The 16,426-nt window shown below is 50.3% G+C and carries 11 protein-coding genes; 4 read left to right on the top strand and 7 right to left on the bottom strand.

The features are described 5' to 3' along the window. Positions 1–5 precede the first annotated feature (5 nt). The 3 genes from cysE to H5336_RS06410 all read right to left on the bottom strand — a co-directional run bounded on the left by cysE (position 6) and on the right by H5336_RS06410 (position 4,789). The gene (gene cysE / locus H5336_RS06420; RefSeq protein ID WP_185232502.1) at positions 6–818 is read right to left on the bottom strand and encodes a serine O-acetyltransferase; all 813 of its coding nucleotides are present in this window, start codon (positions 816–818) and stop codon (positions 6–8) included. An 89-nt stretch (positions 819–907) separates the two neighbouring features. Then, complete coding sequence (locus H5336_RS06415; RefSeq protein WP_185232500.1) at positions 908–2,047, bottom strand: glycosyltransferase family protein; 1,140 nt, start codon at positions 2,045–2,047, stop codon at positions 908–910. A gap of 39 nt (positions 2,048–2,086) precedes the next feature. Further along, on the bottom strand, positions 2,087–4,789 hold the full coding sequence (locus tag H5336_RS06410; RefSeq protein WP_185232497.1) for a DUF2339 domain-containing protein: 2,703 nt from the start codon (positions 4,787–4,789) through the stop codon (positions 2,087–2,089). 217 nt (positions 4,790–5,006) lie between these two features. On the opposite strand from H5336_RS06410, the gene galB reads away from it, so the two are divergent. Beyond that, positions 5,007–7,802 carry a beta-galactosidase GalB gene (gene galB, locus H5336_RS06405; RefSeq protein ID WP_246439044.1) on the top strand — a complete coding sequence of 932 codons (2,796 nt, stop codon included), beginning with the start codon at positions 5,007–5,009 and terminating at the stop codon, positions 7,800–7,802. Positions 7,803–7,880: 78 nt separating this feature from the next. Here galB and H5336_RS06400 read toward each other — a convergent pair whose 3' ends face one another. Then, positions 7,881–8,591: a GntR family transcriptional regulator gene (locus H5336_RS06400; RefSeq protein WP_185232495.1), complete on the bottom strand. Its 711-nt coding sequence runs from the start codon at positions 8,589–8,591 to the stop codon at positions 7,881–7,883. A gap of 187 nt (positions 8,592–8,778) precedes the next feature. Here H5336_RS06400 and H5336_RS06395 point away from each other — a divergent pair, with 187 nt between their 5' ends. After that, a complete protein-coding gene (locus H5336_RS06395; RefSeq protein ID WP_185235660.1) occupies positions 8,779–10,941 on the top strand; it encodes a YgiQ family radical SAM protein in 2,163 nt (720 codons plus the stop codon). Between the two features lie 353 nt (positions 10,942–11,294). On the opposite strand, the gene H5336_RS06390 is transcribed toward H5336_RS06395, so the two are convergent. Both H5336_RS06390 and H5336_RS06385 read right to left on the bottom strand, forming a co-directional pair. Beyond that, on the bottom strand, positions 11,295–13,232 hold the full coding sequence (locus tag H5336_RS06390) for a sialate O-acetylesterase (protein WP_185232493.1): 1,938 nt from the start codon (positions 13,230–13,232) through the stop codon (positions 11,295–11,297). Then, a complete protein-coding gene (locus H5336_RS06385) occupies positions 13,229–14,269 on the bottom strand; it encodes an endo-1,4-beta-xylanase (protein WP_246439043.1) in 1,041 nt (346 codons plus the stop codon). The genes H5336_RS06390 and H5336_RS06385 overlap by 4 nt, the downstream gene beginning before the upstream one ends. A gap of 10 nt (positions 14,270–14,279) precedes the next feature. Here H5336_RS06385 and H5336_RS22930 point away from each other — a divergent pair, with 10 nt between their 5' ends. Together H5336_RS22930 and H5336_RS06380 are read left to right on the top strand one after the other, a co-directional pair. Then, on the top strand, positions 14,280–14,495 hold the full coding sequence (locus tag H5336_RS22930; RefSeq protein WP_246439042.1) for a hypothetical protein: 216 nt from the start codon (positions 14,280–14,282) through the stop codon (positions 14,493–14,495). Positions 14,496–14,630: 135 nt separating this feature from the next. Next, the gene (locus tag H5336_RS06380) at positions 14,631–15,281 is read left to right on the top strand and encodes an SOS response-associated peptidase (protein ID WP_185232491.1); all 651 of its coding nucleotides are present in this window, start codon (positions 14,631–14,633) and stop codon (positions 15,279–15,281) included. Here H5336_RS06380 and H5336_RS06375 read toward each other — a convergent pair. Continuing rightward, entirely contained in the window at positions 15,269–16,393 is a 1,125-nt protein-coding gene (locus tag H5336_RS06375) for an anhydro-N-acetylmuramic acid kinase (RefSeq protein ID WP_185232489.1), read from the bottom strand. The genes H5336_RS06380 and H5336_RS06375 overlap by 13 nt on opposite strands. Between the last annotated feature and the right edge of the window lie 33 nt (positions 16,394–16,426).

Below are 16,426 nucleotides of genomic sequence, written 5' to 3'. Positions count from 1 at the left end.
GCCCTTTAGTCGCAATCACAGTTAATTTGGTGGTTCATATCCAATGCGGGTGAATCAGTGGCAGGCTTACCTACGACTTCAGCAGGAACACCAACGACAGTGGTATGCGCTGCCACAGGTTTAAGCACAACACTACCAGCACCAATTTTTGCGCCTTGGCCAATTTCAATATTACCCAAAATTTTTGCTCCGGCACTGATCAGTACGCCGTGGCGGATTTTAGGGTGACGGTCGCCCGCTTGTTTACCTGTTCCGCCCAATGTTACCGCTTGCATGATGGAAACGTCGTCCTCTACCACTGTAGTTTCACCAATGACAATGCCGGTGGCATGGTCGAGCATAATGCCCTTGCCTATTGTTGCCGCGGGATGAATATCAACCCCAAAAGTGAGCGCAATATGGCTTTGCAGAAAATAAGCGAGGGATTTTCGACCACTCTTCCACAGGCAGTGGGCTACGCGATAGGCTTGCAAGGCGTGAAAGCCTTTAAAGTACAAAAAAGGCAAAAAGTAGGAGTCACAGGCGGAGTCGCGGTCGAACACCGCTTTAATATCGGCACGAACGGCTTCACCAATGCAGTTGTCACGTTGGGTGGATTGCTCAATAATTTCGCGGATTTGCAGGCTGGAAATTGCCGAACTGCCAAGCTTATTTGCCAAGTGAAAACTTAAAGCGCTCTCAAGTGTGTCGTGGTTCAATATGGCGGCGTGGAAAAAGCTTGCCAGCGCTGGTTCGTTCTTCGCTTCGCGATCGGTTTCTTTGCGAATGGTTTGCCAAACCGCATCTGTGGTTTTGGAAACCGATGTATTAGCCTGCATGGTGACTCTCCGGATTTGTTCTGGGCTGCATTATTGAGGTAAATGTGGCAGATTTCCAGTGTACGCGTTATCAGGTTTGTATTGGGTGGTTACTGGCCCAGAAAAAACTTCAAATTTTTGTATACCCACGGCACACACAGGTTGTGGGGTAACACTCGCCAAGCATAAATATAGGTGAGCGGTATTAGTGGTAAAACGGCAAGCCGGCTTGTGGTTTGCGTAAGGATCTTGTCATAGGCCACAACAATAGCAAATGGAGCCAAAGGAATTAGATAGCGGGCAAGGTCCTGGTGGAAAATAAATAGACTGAATACATACATTACCAGCATCTGGCAAAACAGCGCTTTATTGATATTGTAAAGAGATAGAGTGCCTAAGCCAAAAATAGCGTACATAGCCAGGTAGAATTCGGCGGAGTGGTCTTTGCCATGACTGCCGTAGCTGAGAAAAATTTGTAGCGGCATGGATCGGATCAGTTTATTGCTACTGGATAGATTAACGTTGAAATACGCAAAAAAATCACCGTAGTGAAAATGATAAAAGGTGAAGGTGAGAAAAAGCGGAATCGCGATTAAGGCGAGCAACGGAATAACTTTCCATTTTCGTTCAATTATTAGGCTTATGAAATAGCCCGCTCCCATGAGAATACCGGTAATACGTGTAATGCCGGCAAACCCGCCCATTAGAAAAGCTGCAATATAATTCCCGCGAAAATAAAACAGCAGTGAAGCGCACATAAAAAAGATAAACGGCGCTTCTGTAGCGCCGACGTTGTGGTAAATAACGTAACGCGCGGGAATAAACAATGAGATAAAGGCGGACCAAGCGGGCGCTTTTACCCAGCCATTTTCTTTTATAAGTTGATAAAACGTTAGGGTTGCTGCCCAGGTGAAGATGAAGGTGGTAAACAGCATCGCCGTGTTGTAACCCAAAAAGGAAAAAGCGCGAATAGCCAGTGGGTAGAGGGGGAGATGTGCTGCGTAGTACTCGGCTTTAACGTAAGGGCTGAGGGGGTGATCTACCGGTACTTGGTACAACACCTTAGCGAGGTAAGCATAGTTGGGGCCGTCCCAGTAACGGAAAATTGTATCCAGCTCGCCATCCAGCAGGTAGGGTGTTAGAAAGATCAGTTGGCTGGCGATAACCGCGAAGGTGAGCAGAAGGTAGGGCGTATAGGCAGAGAAGCGTTGATCCAACTGCTGAATTGAACGGTATAGTTTCATGGACAAAGGTATTTCCTGGTAATACGCCTGCTGTTGCATAGTGGTTTAATTGGCGGATGTGTTATCCGAAGTTACCTGTGCCGATAGCTCTGGTTGTATGTTTTTTCGAATGAGCTGGTGAATATAGGCCAGCCCAAGCAGGCTGAGGCCCAAGCCCATGAAGGATGCCACACGCCATAAGCTTGTGAGTCCAGCCATATCAAACAAAAAGATTTTCCCCACAACGCACATCAGTAATAACATCGCCGCTTTATATAAAAGTTCTTTTTCGAAGCGGATACCGATAATAGTGCCTGCCACCGCTAGCAGTAACCACGCCATCGAGTAGGTGTAGTGCTCGCCATCGCTTGCGGACTGATTAATATTCAGCTGACCTTGCCACAAGTGGCGAATTTCGATTGAGACAAAGTACAGCAGCAAGCCACCTGTAATAGCACCTGCTAGCTTCCGATATTTGGCGGCCAATAAAAAATAGGCGAGGGCGGCTAAAATAATGGGCGCTCCGTAAGCTAACAGTAAGCTGTTAAAAATGGGCACACTGGAAATATCGGTTGTTTCCCACAGCGGGTTTTTTGCCAGCAGCAAAATCAGTACGTAATTTGCCAGTGCGGCCATTAAAAGCAGGTGGGCGCATATTTGGTAAAACCGATGCAAGCTGCGAGAGACTTTTGCTCGGTAGAGGTACACGTTACCCAGTAAACCCCAGGTGGCAGTGTTGATGGCGGCCTCCAAGAACGTGTAGGTTTCGCGGAAAATGTCACCATCGTAGAGCTGGTATCGTGTTTCAAAAATCAGTGTGAGTGCCAGCAGGTGTAAGCTTGCACCCTGAAGCCATTCGCGTAAATGCGCTTTATTACCCGCGAAATAGGTGGCGACCCACACCGACAATGCCGATCCGCCGCACACCCAAAGGCTCCAATGTATGTCTTGCGGGTAGCTGAGCAACCAGGGGTTGAGCGTCAGCCGTAGAATTACAACGGCAAGTGTAATTTTTATGGCGTACACAAGTGCTGGTAGTTGATAGCGGTTGTGTAGCCAGCTTAAGGTAATAACCTGAAAAGCCAGCGCCAAAGTTAAGGTGGCCTCGCGTAACACCATGATTACGGCTAAGGAATAGGCGAGATGCGCAGAAATGATTAACACGGCAATCAGTTGCGGTGGTGGCGAGAGCGATTGCTGGCGGTTGAGCAAGTGCATATATCCTGCGCCTAGTAACAGGGTGGCTGCAGCCCATTCCCAGTAGGTCTCCATGGCCGTAATCGTAATGTAGGCGATGGAAAGCGCAACAACCGGGGCGAGGCACGCCAGCGATGACCAATAGCCCTTGTGTCGGCTTAATGCCATATTCCACAGCGCTCCGGGTGTAAATACACCCACGATAACAGCCAGTGCCATTGCGAGAATCGTGGTTTCAACTGTGTCCAGAGTTTGTATCTGAACACCTTCACTCGGCAGCAGCCCCGAAACAAGTAGAGCGGCGCAAATGGCAAAAAAAGTAGGCCAGGCAACCAGATTGAATGTTGGTTGGTGCCGGCAGAGCCAGAGTAAGCCGGCCGGCAGCGGTGCTAGGCAAAATAGTAGTGGGATTTCCAGAGGCTCGACTATAACGGAAAAGCTGAAGGCTGCGACTATGGTGATTAAAGCAAAAAACAAACGCTGTTCTTCGCTGGTATTTTCTGTTTGAAGGTGGTCGAGCAGGTTGGGTTCTTTGTTGTCGCTTGGCTTAGAGGCTAATAGCCAATTGCCGGTGGGGATGGCTAAAACCCCGTAGGCAATAGCGGTAAGGTAAATCAGCCGTGTGCCGGTTTCCACGGAGGTACTGAGTGACAGCAGCCACCAGCCCAGAGCCCCGGCAAGTGTGCCGAACCATAACCAAGGTTTGTACACATAGCGCATGAGTGCCAGTGCCGAAGCGGTGATGACCGCACTGTACATAAGGGCACCGAGCATGTTGTTACTACCGGTATTAACTAATAGTGGCACGAGGTAGGCGCCTAGAATACCAATACCCGCGAGCACAGGGCCATGCAGCAGGGATAGCCCCATGGTCGACAGAGATATCACAATCAGCAACCCGAATACCAAGCCAACGGGCCAAAGCTGGTAGAGGTGCAAGGCCGCCAGAAGGGCCGCGTAAAGAATAATACTGGCACCGCCGGCTAGCGCAGCAAAAACATCGTTGTGCTGCTGGGCTTTAGCTCTTAACCACAGGGCTAAAATATGGAAGGAGAGGCCGACTATTAAGGCTAGGCTAATACGAGCGAGGGGACCGAGCACACCGGCATCAATAGAGTATTTCACCAGAAATATTCCCGATAACCCCACACTGGCACCGCCCAGCCACACCATCCAGTTGGTTTTTAGGTGTTCCATCCAGCGGTTGGGTTGCGGAGGAGGTTTAACGGCGGGCTTTTCTGTCTGTAGGCGCGAATAGGTGGGCCTAGGATGGTTGTATTGTGTTGAGCTTGCCGCTGCACTGTCTTCATGCTCCGATGGCGATGGCGATGTCGTGAGTTGTGGGTCGGAATCGGCGTTTGCGGCTGGTGGGTTACTGGCAGGCCATGCTGTCTTAGGCGCGGTGTTTGATGCTTTAGGGGTTGAGGAAAGGGTTATGTGTTCGAGCTGCTTACGCAAAGCTATTAACTGACTTTGTAGTTCACGCTGGCGGAAAAAGGCTATCCAACCGAGAACCGAACCCAGTACAACCGCCCCCAAAAACAGTACCGCTATGACAACCGCCCCGTCCATCACGCATTTCCTTTGTCTGTGTGTGCGAAAGTGTAACGCATCTTCCTTGTGGGCCGATATGGTAAGGCTATGAGTGTACGCAATAAAACGCAGACGGAATCCGTTATGATTACATCACAATAAGTTGTAAACGCTCTGCGTAAAGGCCCGCTAACGCAAGGCCTGCAAAATACTGCGCCATGAGTGATCATAATTCTAAAAAAGTTAAGGCATATCAATGATTAGGAAAATGACTTTTTCGCTAATGGCACTAGCCATAGCGCTGGTTCTTCCAGGCTGTGATAAATCAACTAAAACCGGTGAGGAGTACAGCAGTAGTTCGGCGGCGGAGAGCATGTTAAGGGAGCGGGTTAAATTTAACGATGATTGGCGCTTCTTTAAATACGAGGCAGGCGATACAGTCGACAAACTTATCTACGATGTAAGGCCTTCCGCCGAAGAGCACCAAGACGATAAAGCCGCAGATGCCATGCCAACAGAAGCCGTAGCGCTGCAGGCTAATCAAGCGGCTCTTAAACCTTATGTCCTGCCAACCGCTAACCGCTTTATCGCAAGCCCCGAAGACCGCCACATTCGCCCCCAAGGAAACCCGGGTAGTGAATTTCCCTTTGTAAAACAGCTATTTGATGACAGTGATTGGCAGGCCGTTACTCTGCCTCACGACTGGGCAATCGAAGGTCCTTTCTACGAAGGTTGGGAGGCGCCGGTTGGGGGTGGAATGGGGCGATTACCGAGCCCTGGGGTTGGTTGGTACCGCAAAAGCTTCGATGTGCCCATCAGCGATGCTGGCAAGTCGGTATTTCTCGATATCGACGGCGCTATGTCTTACTCCATTGTCTGGCTAAATGGCAAATTGGTGGGCGGTTGGCCCTATGGTTATGCCTCCTACCGCTTGAACTTAACGCCTTATCTTAAGGCCGGTGAGTCTAATCAGTTAGCTATACGGTTAGACAACCCGCCAGCGTCTTCACGTTGGTACCCAGGGGGGGGGCTTTATCGAAATGTGTGGTTGACCAAAACCAACGCTGTTCATGTGGGCCAGTGGGGCACACAGGTCACAACGCCACAGGTTAGCAAAGAGAAAGCGACGATCGACTTCAGCGTTACTATCGAGAACGACCTGAAAGAGTCCGTAGCGATTACAGCTAAAACAAGTTTATACGCACTCGATGAAGCGGGAAGTAAAGCCGGTACGGTTGTCGCTAGCTTTGCTCCGCTATCGGCTACTGTAGCACCGAGCCAGAGCGAAGTATTATCGGCTTCCCTGTCTTTGGATAAGCCCCGTTTATGGGGGCCTTTGCCAACGCAAACACCGAACCGGTATCTTGCCGTTACCACCTTGGAGCAGGACGGAAAGGCTATCGATCAATACGAAACGCGTTTTGGCATTCGAGCATTAAAATTTGATGGCACAAAGGGGGTGTTGGTTAATGGTGAGCCCATTTATATTCAGGGGGCAAACCAGCATCACGACCTTGGTGCACTGGGGGCGGCCTTTAATGTTCGAGCAGCGGAACGTCAGCTAGAAATTCTGCGCGAAATGGGCACCAATGCTATCCGCATGGCTCACAATCCACCCGCGCGGGAGCTGTTAGAGCTGACTGATCGCATGGGGTTTTTAGTGGTAGATGAAATTTTTGATGTGTGGGAACGTAAAAAAACACCCCTCGATTTTCATTTAATTTTCCCCGAGTGGTCCGAACCGGATACGCGCGCGTTTATTCGTCGTGATCGCAATCATCCTTCGGTCATTATGTGGAGTATCGGCAATGAAGTCGGTGAACAATATACCGGTGATGCCGGCGCAGTCGTTGCGCAACGACTGCAGAGTATTGTTAAGGAGGAGGATCCCACGCGGCCAACAGCAGCCTCGATGAATTTTGCCAAACCGGACATGCCGTTATCGGGGGTGACGGACACCATTAGCCTGAATTACCAGGGCGAGGGAATTCGCAACGCGCCCGCCTATGCACACTTGCAAGGTATACGCACGTCGCCGCTGTACCCCGCGTTTCACCAGAAATTCCCAGAAAAACTAATTTTAAGTAGTGAGAATGCTGCCGCGGTGAGTTCGCGAGGTGAATATTTCTTCCCTGTTGCCGAGGGTATTAGCGCGCCGATTGCCGATGGCGCCGGTGGTGACCCCAACAGTGCGCACGTGAGCGCCTACGAACTTTACACCGCGCCGTTTGGCTCTTCTGCAGACAAAGTTTTGGGCTCGCTGGCCCTGCACCCTTATGTTGGTGGTGGTTTTGTTTGGAGTGGTTGGGATTACCTTGGTGAACCCACACCCTACTATTCTGCGCGCAGCTCCTATTTTGGCGTAATTGATTTGGCCGGCTTTAAAAAAGACCGTTTCTATCTTTATCAGGCGCACTGGCGCCCCGAGCTGCCAATGGCCCATATTCTGCCTCACTGGAACTGGCCTGATCGTGTTGGAAAAGTCACGCCTGTGCATGTATTCACCTCGGGTGATGAAGCAGAACTGTTTCTGAATGGTGAGTCGTTAGGGCGGAAGAAAAAGGCCGAGTACACCTATCGTTTGCGTTGGGACAATGTAATTTATCAACCTGGAAAGCTTGACGTTGTGGCCTATAAAGATGGACAGCCATGGGCGCAAAAATCGGTAGAAACCACAGACAAGGCGCAAACCTTAACGGTGGTACCTGACCGCTCAGAGATTCGTACTGATGGTGAAGACTTAGCGTTTGTGACCGTGCGTGTTGTTGATGAGAAAGGGCGTACCATTCCTAACGCCAAGCACACGCTTACTTTTACCCTTGAAGGGCCGGGTGAAATTGTGGCCACCGATAACGGTGACCCAACGGATTTGGTTTCGTTTACATCTCACGAACGCAAGGCATTTAATGGGCTTGCTTTGGTCATTATTAAGGCGCATTCCAGTAGTGCCCACGCTGGCAGTGCCGAAGCCAAAAATAAGGGAAGGCTTAAACTAACAGTAATGTCGCCCGATTTAAAAGGCAGTAGCGCTGAAATATCGTTGAAGCCATAGTGGTTAGTGAAAAGCTTTTAAAATAAAACGCCCACCGTTTTGGTGGGCGATAATAACGACCGAAAAAGTACTCAACGGCTATTCAAAATATTCAGGGTACTTTTCCGGCGCTATTCTTAATATATTAAATACATCACGCATATGGGCTTCCATTGCAGCTTTAGCGTCGTCTTCAGAGCCAGATTTAATGCCGGCGAGAATGGCTTTGTGCTGATTAATAATATGCGTGTACTGGCCGGTTAGTTCAACCAGACTCAAATTTCGTACTCGGTCCATACGCGACTTCTCAGCTTCCAACTCTTTCGCAACGCGAACGAATCCGGTGGAAAGCGCGAGGGCGCGATGGAATTTGTCATCCAGATGCTGAAAGGCGATGGGGTCTTCGCGTTCTGCTGCTTGCTCCTGTTGTTGAATAATGTTTTCACATTCCAGCAAAACCTGGTCATCGGGGTTTTTTGTTAGATGGTTGGTTGCAGCTACTTCAAGCGCTTCTCGGAGGAATCTTGCTTCGAGCATGAGTTGCATACTGAGCTTGGTTACAAAAGTTCCTCGCTGTGGCCGAATTTCTACAAAGCCTAAATCGGAGAGCCTCTGCAGCGCGGCGCGCACGGGGGTGCGGCTCACGCCAAATTTTTTGGCCAATTGATTTTCAGGGATTTTTGCACCGGGCACGAGTACCATGCCAACAATTTCGTCGCGAATATACTCAAATAATTGATCCGGAGTAGACCGGTCGAAGGCAATGGGTTGCGATTTTTCTACGGGAGAGTCTGGGCTGCTTATAGTCATTATGTATATTTGTTAGGTTAGGGCTTAGTTATATTTTTTGTATTGTTGTTCGCTGATTATACAGAAGAAAATGAAATTTCCAGAACCCGTTACCAAGGCCATCATCTGAGGCCGGCCAATATTCCCAATTGGCGTGGACAGATTAAGCCAGTAGACTGGGCGGCCATTGCCTATGTTTACTTACCTTATGCCTCAAATAACTGCTCCTAATCTACAGCAATATCCGCCCTACTGGGCCGAATGTTTTGGTATTGCGCCCTTTCTACCCATGAGTCGTCAGGAAATGGATGAGCTGGGCTGGGATAGCTGCGACATCATTCTGGTTACCGGTGACGCTTATGTCGATCACCCTAGTTTTGGTATGGCGGTGATGGGGCGCTTACTGGAAAGCCATGGGTTTCGCGTGGGCATTATTGCCCAGCCCGACTGGCGTAGCGCAGAGCCATTTAAAATACTGGGTAAACCTAACCTATTTTTTGGTGTTACCGCCGGCAATATGGATTCGCTAATCAATCGCTACACGGCTGACCTAAAGGTGCGTAACGACGATGCCTATACGCCCGGAGGTGCATCTGGTGACCGTCCCGACCGTGCGGTGACCGTATATAGTCAGCGCTGTAAAGAAGCCTGGAAGGACGTGCCGCTGGTGATCGGCGGGATCGAAGCCAGCTTGAGAAGAATTGCTCAGTACGATTATTGGAGTGATAAGGTTCGTCGCTCGGTGTTAATCGACTCCACCGCCGATATTTTGCTCTACGGAAATGCCGAGCGGGCTATTGTCGATCTCAGTCATCGCCTTGCGCAAGGCGAGGCAATCGAATCTATTAACGATCTTCGCGGTACTACCGTTGTTCGCGCTCATGTCCCGGAGGGGTTCACCGAGCTGGATTCTTCGCGTATCGACTGGCCCGGTCGCTTAGATGCTATGCCCGACCCCTACGAATATAAACCTGCGGGGTGCTCTACTGAGGACGAAGCGTCTGATGACGGGACTCAGGTCGTGCGGGTCGTGCCTATGCCCCTGCGCCGAAAAGAACAAAGCCTAAACTCCGCGTTAACCTGCATTCGCCTGCCGTCGTTTGAAAAAGTGAGTAAGGATGGGGTGCTTTATGCTCATGCTTCCAGAGTACTGCATCAGGAAGCTAACCCCCATAATGCACGTGCGTTGGTGCAAAAACACGGCAAGCGCGAGATTTGGGTGAACCCGCCGCCTATTCCGCTAACCACAGAAGAAATGGATGTGGTGTTCGGTTTACCCTACGCACGGGTACCACATCCGCGTTATGGCAAACAAAAAATCCCTGCATACGACATGATTAAAACCTCGATTAATATTATGCGCGGGTGTTTTGGCGGTTGTACATTTTGTTCTATTACCGAACACGAAGGGCGCATTATTCAAAGCCGGTCGGAAGCCTCTATTCTGCAGGAAATTGAAGACATTAAAGAAAAGGTGCCAGGCTTTACCGGCACCATTTCTGATTTGGGCGGGCCTACCTCCAATATGTATACGCTTAATTGCAAAGACCCGGATATTCAGGCGTCGTGTCGCAAGTTAAGTTGCGTTTACCCCGTTATTTGTAAAAACCTCAACACGGACCACAGCCCAACAACGGCACTTTATCGCAAAGCTCGAAAGGTAAAGGGCGTTCATACGGTGGCGATAGCCTCTGGTTTACGTTATGACCTAGCGGTGGAAGACCCCGAGTATGTAAAAGAATTGGTCACTCACCACGTGGGCGGTTATCTGAAAATTGCCCCTGAACACAGCGAGCAGGGCACGCTGGAAAAAATGATGAAGCCGGGCATGGGCACGTATGACCGGTTCGAGAAAATGTTCAATAAGTTCTCGGCAGAAGCGGGTAAAAAACAATATTTGATTCCTTACTTTATTGCCGCACATCCAGGTTGTGAAGATGAGGATATGATGAATCTCGCTCTCTGGTTGAAAAAACACACTTTTGAAGTGGATCAGGTGCAAACGTTTTACCCTTCGCCTATGTCTTTAGCGACTGCTATGTACTATTCAGGCAGAAATCCGTTAAAACATCTTACCTATAAATCGGAAAAACTATTTACACCTAAAAACGATCAGCAACGAAAAGTGCACAAGGCATTTCTGCGGTATCACGACCCGGATAACTGGCCTCATTTACGAAAACAGTTACGCGAGATGGGGCGTAAAGATTTAATTGGTGATTCGCCGCAACACCTTGTGCCGAGCGAAGAGCGGGAATTGCGTTTGCGTTCCAGTGAGCGAAGGAAGGGCAACTCTGTGACAAAGCCAGCGAGGAGCGCACGAGGGGATAAACGTAATCATGCGTTACCCCGTCGGCCGAAAAAGCGGTAGCGATTAATTAATCGTTTGTCGGTGATTTGGTTGCGCAGTGCTAACATGGGGATCGGAAGGGCGAATAATTGATCAGGTTTTTTTCAGATGTCGCCATTTCTGTCGTGGTTTAGGTGAGCGAGTTGTGGAGCCTGTCGACGGTACTCCGTATTCTTTTTCATCTCTCGTCGTGGGAGATACCATTTCTATCCATCCTTACCTGCGGTTAGAAAGGCTGCAGCTTTGTGCTTGGCTAGAAGTCGCGATAGGCATCTCCAGAACGGTCTAACGTATGGCTATTGTTGTAGGTGCAATTTGATGTTCGTAAACCGGTTAGCCGTACTTTTTTCTAATTATTGAGACACTGTATACGGTTATAGTTCTGCCGCAAAAGCCGAGGCAGGTAGGCCTTCTTTGTTGTAAAGGTTCGCTGGCTCGGGGCTGTTGGCCCATGCGTAACGCACAAACTTGGGTTTTGAAATATCTTTGTGCCACACAATAACCTTGTTGCGCGTTATTTTTGTTTCGGCCCAAACGTACTGGCCATCGTCTCCGGCTATGGCAAAGCCCTTAAGCTCTCCGCCTTTGGATCGTAATCCTCCGCCAACATGATTAAAGCGAAGGATTAATGTGTTTTTCTTGGCTTCCATAGAATTAAATAACGGACCGGAATAAACTACATTTTTTTTACCATAGGCCAGAGCCTGGGCCGAAAGTGCTAAGCGCTCACCAACGGATTTTTTATCTAATGGGTGTAGGTCGTTCCATTCGCCAACATCGGTTGTAACCGTCATTGCGGTGTTGGTGAGTTCGAGTGCTTTCATTTGCGCAAAGCGGGTTTCTGCCCAGCCTCCTTCAGAAGGCTCCACTTGTTTTGCGCCGTAGTTGGCTAACTGAACAAACAGGAAGGGGAAATCACCTTGATTCCATTTTTTCCGCCACAACTGAATCAGTTCGGGAAACATCTCTTCGTATTCGGCTGGGTTACCGGTGTTGGATTCACCCTGATACCAAATGACGCCTTTAATCTTCATGTTAAATAATGGCGCAAGCATGGTGTTATAGCATCCTAACGGCTGGCTGTAGGGTACATATTGTTGCTCCGGTGCGGGCTCGGTTGTGGTACCTATTTGGTATTGCCAGTCGCCGGTTAAATCGATTGTGTGATCGCCCACTTGGAGGTGATAAGGTTTTTCCACTGTCCACTCAGCACCATAGCCATTTACCTGCAGGCGAACGGTTAGGGTGTTTTGCCCTTCTCTTAAAATATTTGGTTTTACAGAGTAAATACGTGGCGGGTATCGGTAGTAGGTTTTGCCCACTTCCACACCGTTGATGTAAGCGGTGTCGGCATCCACTAGGGTGCCCAGTCGCAAGGTTCCCGCTTTATTGGCTGTATTTGCTGGTAGTTCGATGGTTTTGCGCAACCAGATGGTGCCAACAAAAGGCTGAAGGCCCTGGTCGGCAAATAAGTTGGGTAACTGCAGCCTTGGCCAAGCGGCCGTGTCGAGATTTTCAGCGAACCAAGGCGAGTCTGTTTTTAGCCCGAGGTCGTTGTCGTTGAGTTGCTGGTACCAGGCATCGCTGGCTTTTTTGTCGGCGGCTATGAGCGCCTGTAAATAGGTGTCGTTTTTAAATGCACTGACTTTATTTAATCGTTTGGGGTATTTTTTCAGTGCTTCTTCACTCAACCAGCACTCCGCAGGCGAGCCGCCAAAATTGGATGAAAGAATGCCAATGGGCACATTTTCTTCCTGCATGATTTTGCGGCCGAAGTAATAAGCCACCGCTGAATGTTGGCCCACGGTGGTAGGTGTTGTTGGCTGCCATTGACCGCTTGTAAAGTCTTTCTCTGGGCCTTTAAAGCCCATAGTACGGGGTACCGTAAATTGACGCAGGTTAGGGTGGTTGGCTTCGGCAATGGCATTCGGAAACATTTCCGCCGTGCGTTGCATGGTGGTTTGCATATTGGATTGCCCAGAAGCCACCCATACATCGCCAAACATCACATTGTTGAGTGTGATGCTGTTCTTACCTGTTACTTTAAGGGTGTGAGGGCCGCCTGCGGGCATTGCGGCCAGTGTTATCGACCAATCGTTATGTTGCGTTACGGCTGAGCCCTGTAATGTACCGTTGAGGAAAACGGAAACGTTTTCCCCTTCGTCTGCCCAGCCCCAAAGGGTGGTTTCGGTATTGCGTTGTAATACTAGGTTGTCACTGAGCAGTTTGGGTAGCTTGACCTCGGCGCTAACGTGGGCTGCGTTAAGCAGGCCCACAATTAGCGCGGTTTTAAGTAAGGGGTGTATTTTCATTCTTCAGATAATGCTTCCGCCACCCCGTAAAAGGCAGGTTTGGGTTCGTAGGGGCCATTGGCATCGCCGGTAAATAAAAGTGGCCAGTCATCACTGCCAGCCCTTTCGCTTAAATTGAGCAGCCAGCTGTCGCCATCCCACAAGCCCCAAACCGTAATGCCGCCGCGCAGGTTGGCGGGTACGGTGGTTAGGTACGTTTCCACAATGGCTTTATATCGGGCTTTTTGGCGTGTGGCAGCCGCTTCTGAGAAGCTAGTGTATTGGGGAAAGCTTGCTGCACCCCAGGGATTATTGACTGGTACTTCCAGTTCGGTGATTTTAACTTTCAGCCCTCGGTCGACAATGGCTTGGAAAGCGGCCGCTATATCATCGGTACTGGGCCAATCGATCTGTACATGCATTTGAAAGCCTACGCCATCGATGGCAATGTCATTGTCGAGCAGGTCGTCCACAAGGATAAGCAGGCAAGCGAACTTGTCGTCATCGCCGCCTTCGGTGGAAAAATCGTTGTAGTAAAGGTCGGCACCTGAGTCGGCAGCTTTGGCAGCGGTAAAGGCATTAGCAAGGTAATCTTTGCCCAGCTTTTGGTAGAAAAGTGAGTTGCGGTAGCAGTTGCCTTCACCAACACCTACACCATCACCTTGTTGGTGAAGCGCTTCGTTGACCACATCCCAGCTGTCGACTTTGCCTCTAAAATGGTCGGCGATGGTGGTGACGTGACTGTCGAGCAAGGTTTCAAAACCGTTCGCATCCCCAATGTAATTTTTCATAAAATCGGGAACCTGGTAGTCGGAGTGCCAGATAAAGGTGTGACCGTGAATACTCAGACCGTTGGTTTCGGCCCAGCTCACCAGTTCATCGGCTTCGGTCCAGTCGTAGGTGTTTTCTTGTGGGTGTAGGTAGCGCATTTTCATAATGTTGCCAGCCGTTAGCTGACTGAAATGATGGGCAATCGTCTCTTGCTTGGCCTGAATGTCGAGCATACTGCGGTTTTCATCTCCGGCACTTACCGCCATACCAATGGGAAAATCTGCCAAACTGTAGAGGTTGGCAACGCTGGCAGATGAGTTGTTGCTGGATGAGGAGCTGGAGCTACTTGACAATGAACTGGAGCTGCTGGAAGAGCTACTGCTCGATGATGAACTGGAGCTGCTGGATGAGCTACTGCTCGACGACGAACTGCTGGAAGGTGAGCTGGCAGTGCCCTGCCATTCGTTGCCCCCCCGCCACAGGCGATCAGAGCCGCAGATGATAGTGAGATAGCAGTGATAAAACCGATTTTTCTTAGCAGAATAAAACTAGACTTAACCATTTACAGATACCGCAGTTGTTTGTAATAGAGCGTAGTTATAGTCAATAAGAACATATGTTGAGCCAGAGGACAAGCAGGGAGGACAAATGTGTGGTCGATTTGCCAATCATTTAAGCGATATGCGCCGCTGGGTCTCACTGTTGAAAGACTGGCCCGCGGATGTTCCTACGGGCTATAACGTGTCGCCAACCCAGGTGGTACCTGTGCTCAGTAGCCAAGGCGTTTCTGCCATGCGCTGGGGGCTGGTACCCGCCTGGTCGAAAGCGGCATCACTAAAGTATGTCACGTTTAATGCGCGGCTAGAAACCGTCGCCGATAAGCGGGCTTTTCGAGATGCCTGGAAGCAGAAGCGGCGTTGTGCGGTGCCCATACGGGGTTACTATGAGTGGAAAACAGCCCCAGGCGGCAAGCAGCCTTATTTTGTGTGTGATGCACAAGAGCGGGGGCCGCTGGTTATGGCTGGCCTGTGGGAGGAGCGTGAAGGTGGGTTGTCGTTTACGGTTCTAACTGAGCCTGCAAATGGCAGGATGGTGGCATTACACCACCGCATGCCCGTTATGCTAACGCCGGATACGGCGCATGATTGGCTGGCGGGTGAGGGGGCGCTGGAACCTGCCGAACAAGAGGCTTGTAGGGTCGATATGAAATGGTACCCGGTGGGCCGTGAGGTCGGTAACGCCGGTAATCAGGGCGAACACTTAATTATTCCGCTGCCAGAGCCCGATCAGGCGAAATAAACGCCCCCTAGTGTAAGGGCTTGGGAGGCACCGGTTACCGCGGGCATGTTGCCCGGCTTTCTGTCCAAAGTTCGCATCGCTAGCCAAGCGAACGCAACGGCTTCTACCCAGTCGGGGTGAAGGTTAAGCGTTTCGGTGGTATTGACGACAAAATTAGGCATGTGCGCAACGAGGCGGCTAAATAGATGTTTGTTGTGGGCACCACCACCACAGATAAATACCTGTGTGCCCGGCTGGCATAGGCCATTGAGTGTATTGCCAATACTGGCGGCGGTGAGTTCGGTTATGGTTGCCTGCACATCCTGCGGAGTGAAGGGGGTGATGGTTTGTTCTATGGCAGAATTTACCCAGGAGATATCGAAATCCTCCCGCCCGGTGCTTTTCGGTGCAGGCATTTTGAAAAAAGAGTGACTGAGCAGCTTCACCAGCAACTCCTGGTTTACTGTTCCCTCTGCGGCCCAGGCGCCGTCTTTGTCGTAGTTGTGTGAACCAAAGGTGCTGATCCAGGCGTCCATTAATACATTGCCGGGACCGCTATCGAAGCCAATGGGGTCGCCCTCGCATGGCAGGTAGGTCACATTGGACATACCACCTATGTTCAAAATACAGCGTGTTTCACTGTCAGAGCGAAACATTTCGGTATGAAAGGTGGGGGCTAGTGGAGCTCCCTGGCCACCGGCGGCCATATCGCGGCGGCGGAAGTCGGCAACGGTTGTGATGCCGGTGAGCTGAGCAATGGTATTGGGGTCGCCGATTTGCAGTGTGAATTGATCGGGGCGGCCGGCGCTGCTTGGTCGGTGGCGTATTGTTTGGCCGTGGCTGCCGATGGCGGTGATCTCGTTAGCGTTGCAATCGGCGTTTTTCAGTAGCTGGTTAACGGCATTGGCGAAGCGTTGGCCAAGTTCTTTATCGAGCGCACCCATGCGGTCGATTTCGTTATTACCGGGCCTAGTTAAGTCCAGAATTTTTTTGCGCGTGCGTTCGTCGTAGGGAATTGCCAGCGTAGCCAGTAATTCCAGCGAGTCGTCGTTAAAGCGCACCAGAGCGGCGTCGATAGAATCAAGACTGGTGCCCGACATCAGGCCGATAAAAAGGCGGTTAGCCTCAGACATGGAAAGCCTCAGTAACGTCAAATAATGTGACGT

It is taken from the genome of Teredinibacter franksiae (genome assembly GCF_014218805.1).
Lineage (GTDB): Bacteria > Pseudomonadota > Gammaproteobacteria > Pseudomonadales > Cellvibrionaceae > Teredinibacter > Teredinibacter franksiae.
The sequence above is the reverse complement of the archived record's forward strand: the minus strand, read 5'-3'. Positions and strand labels throughout refer to the sequence as shown.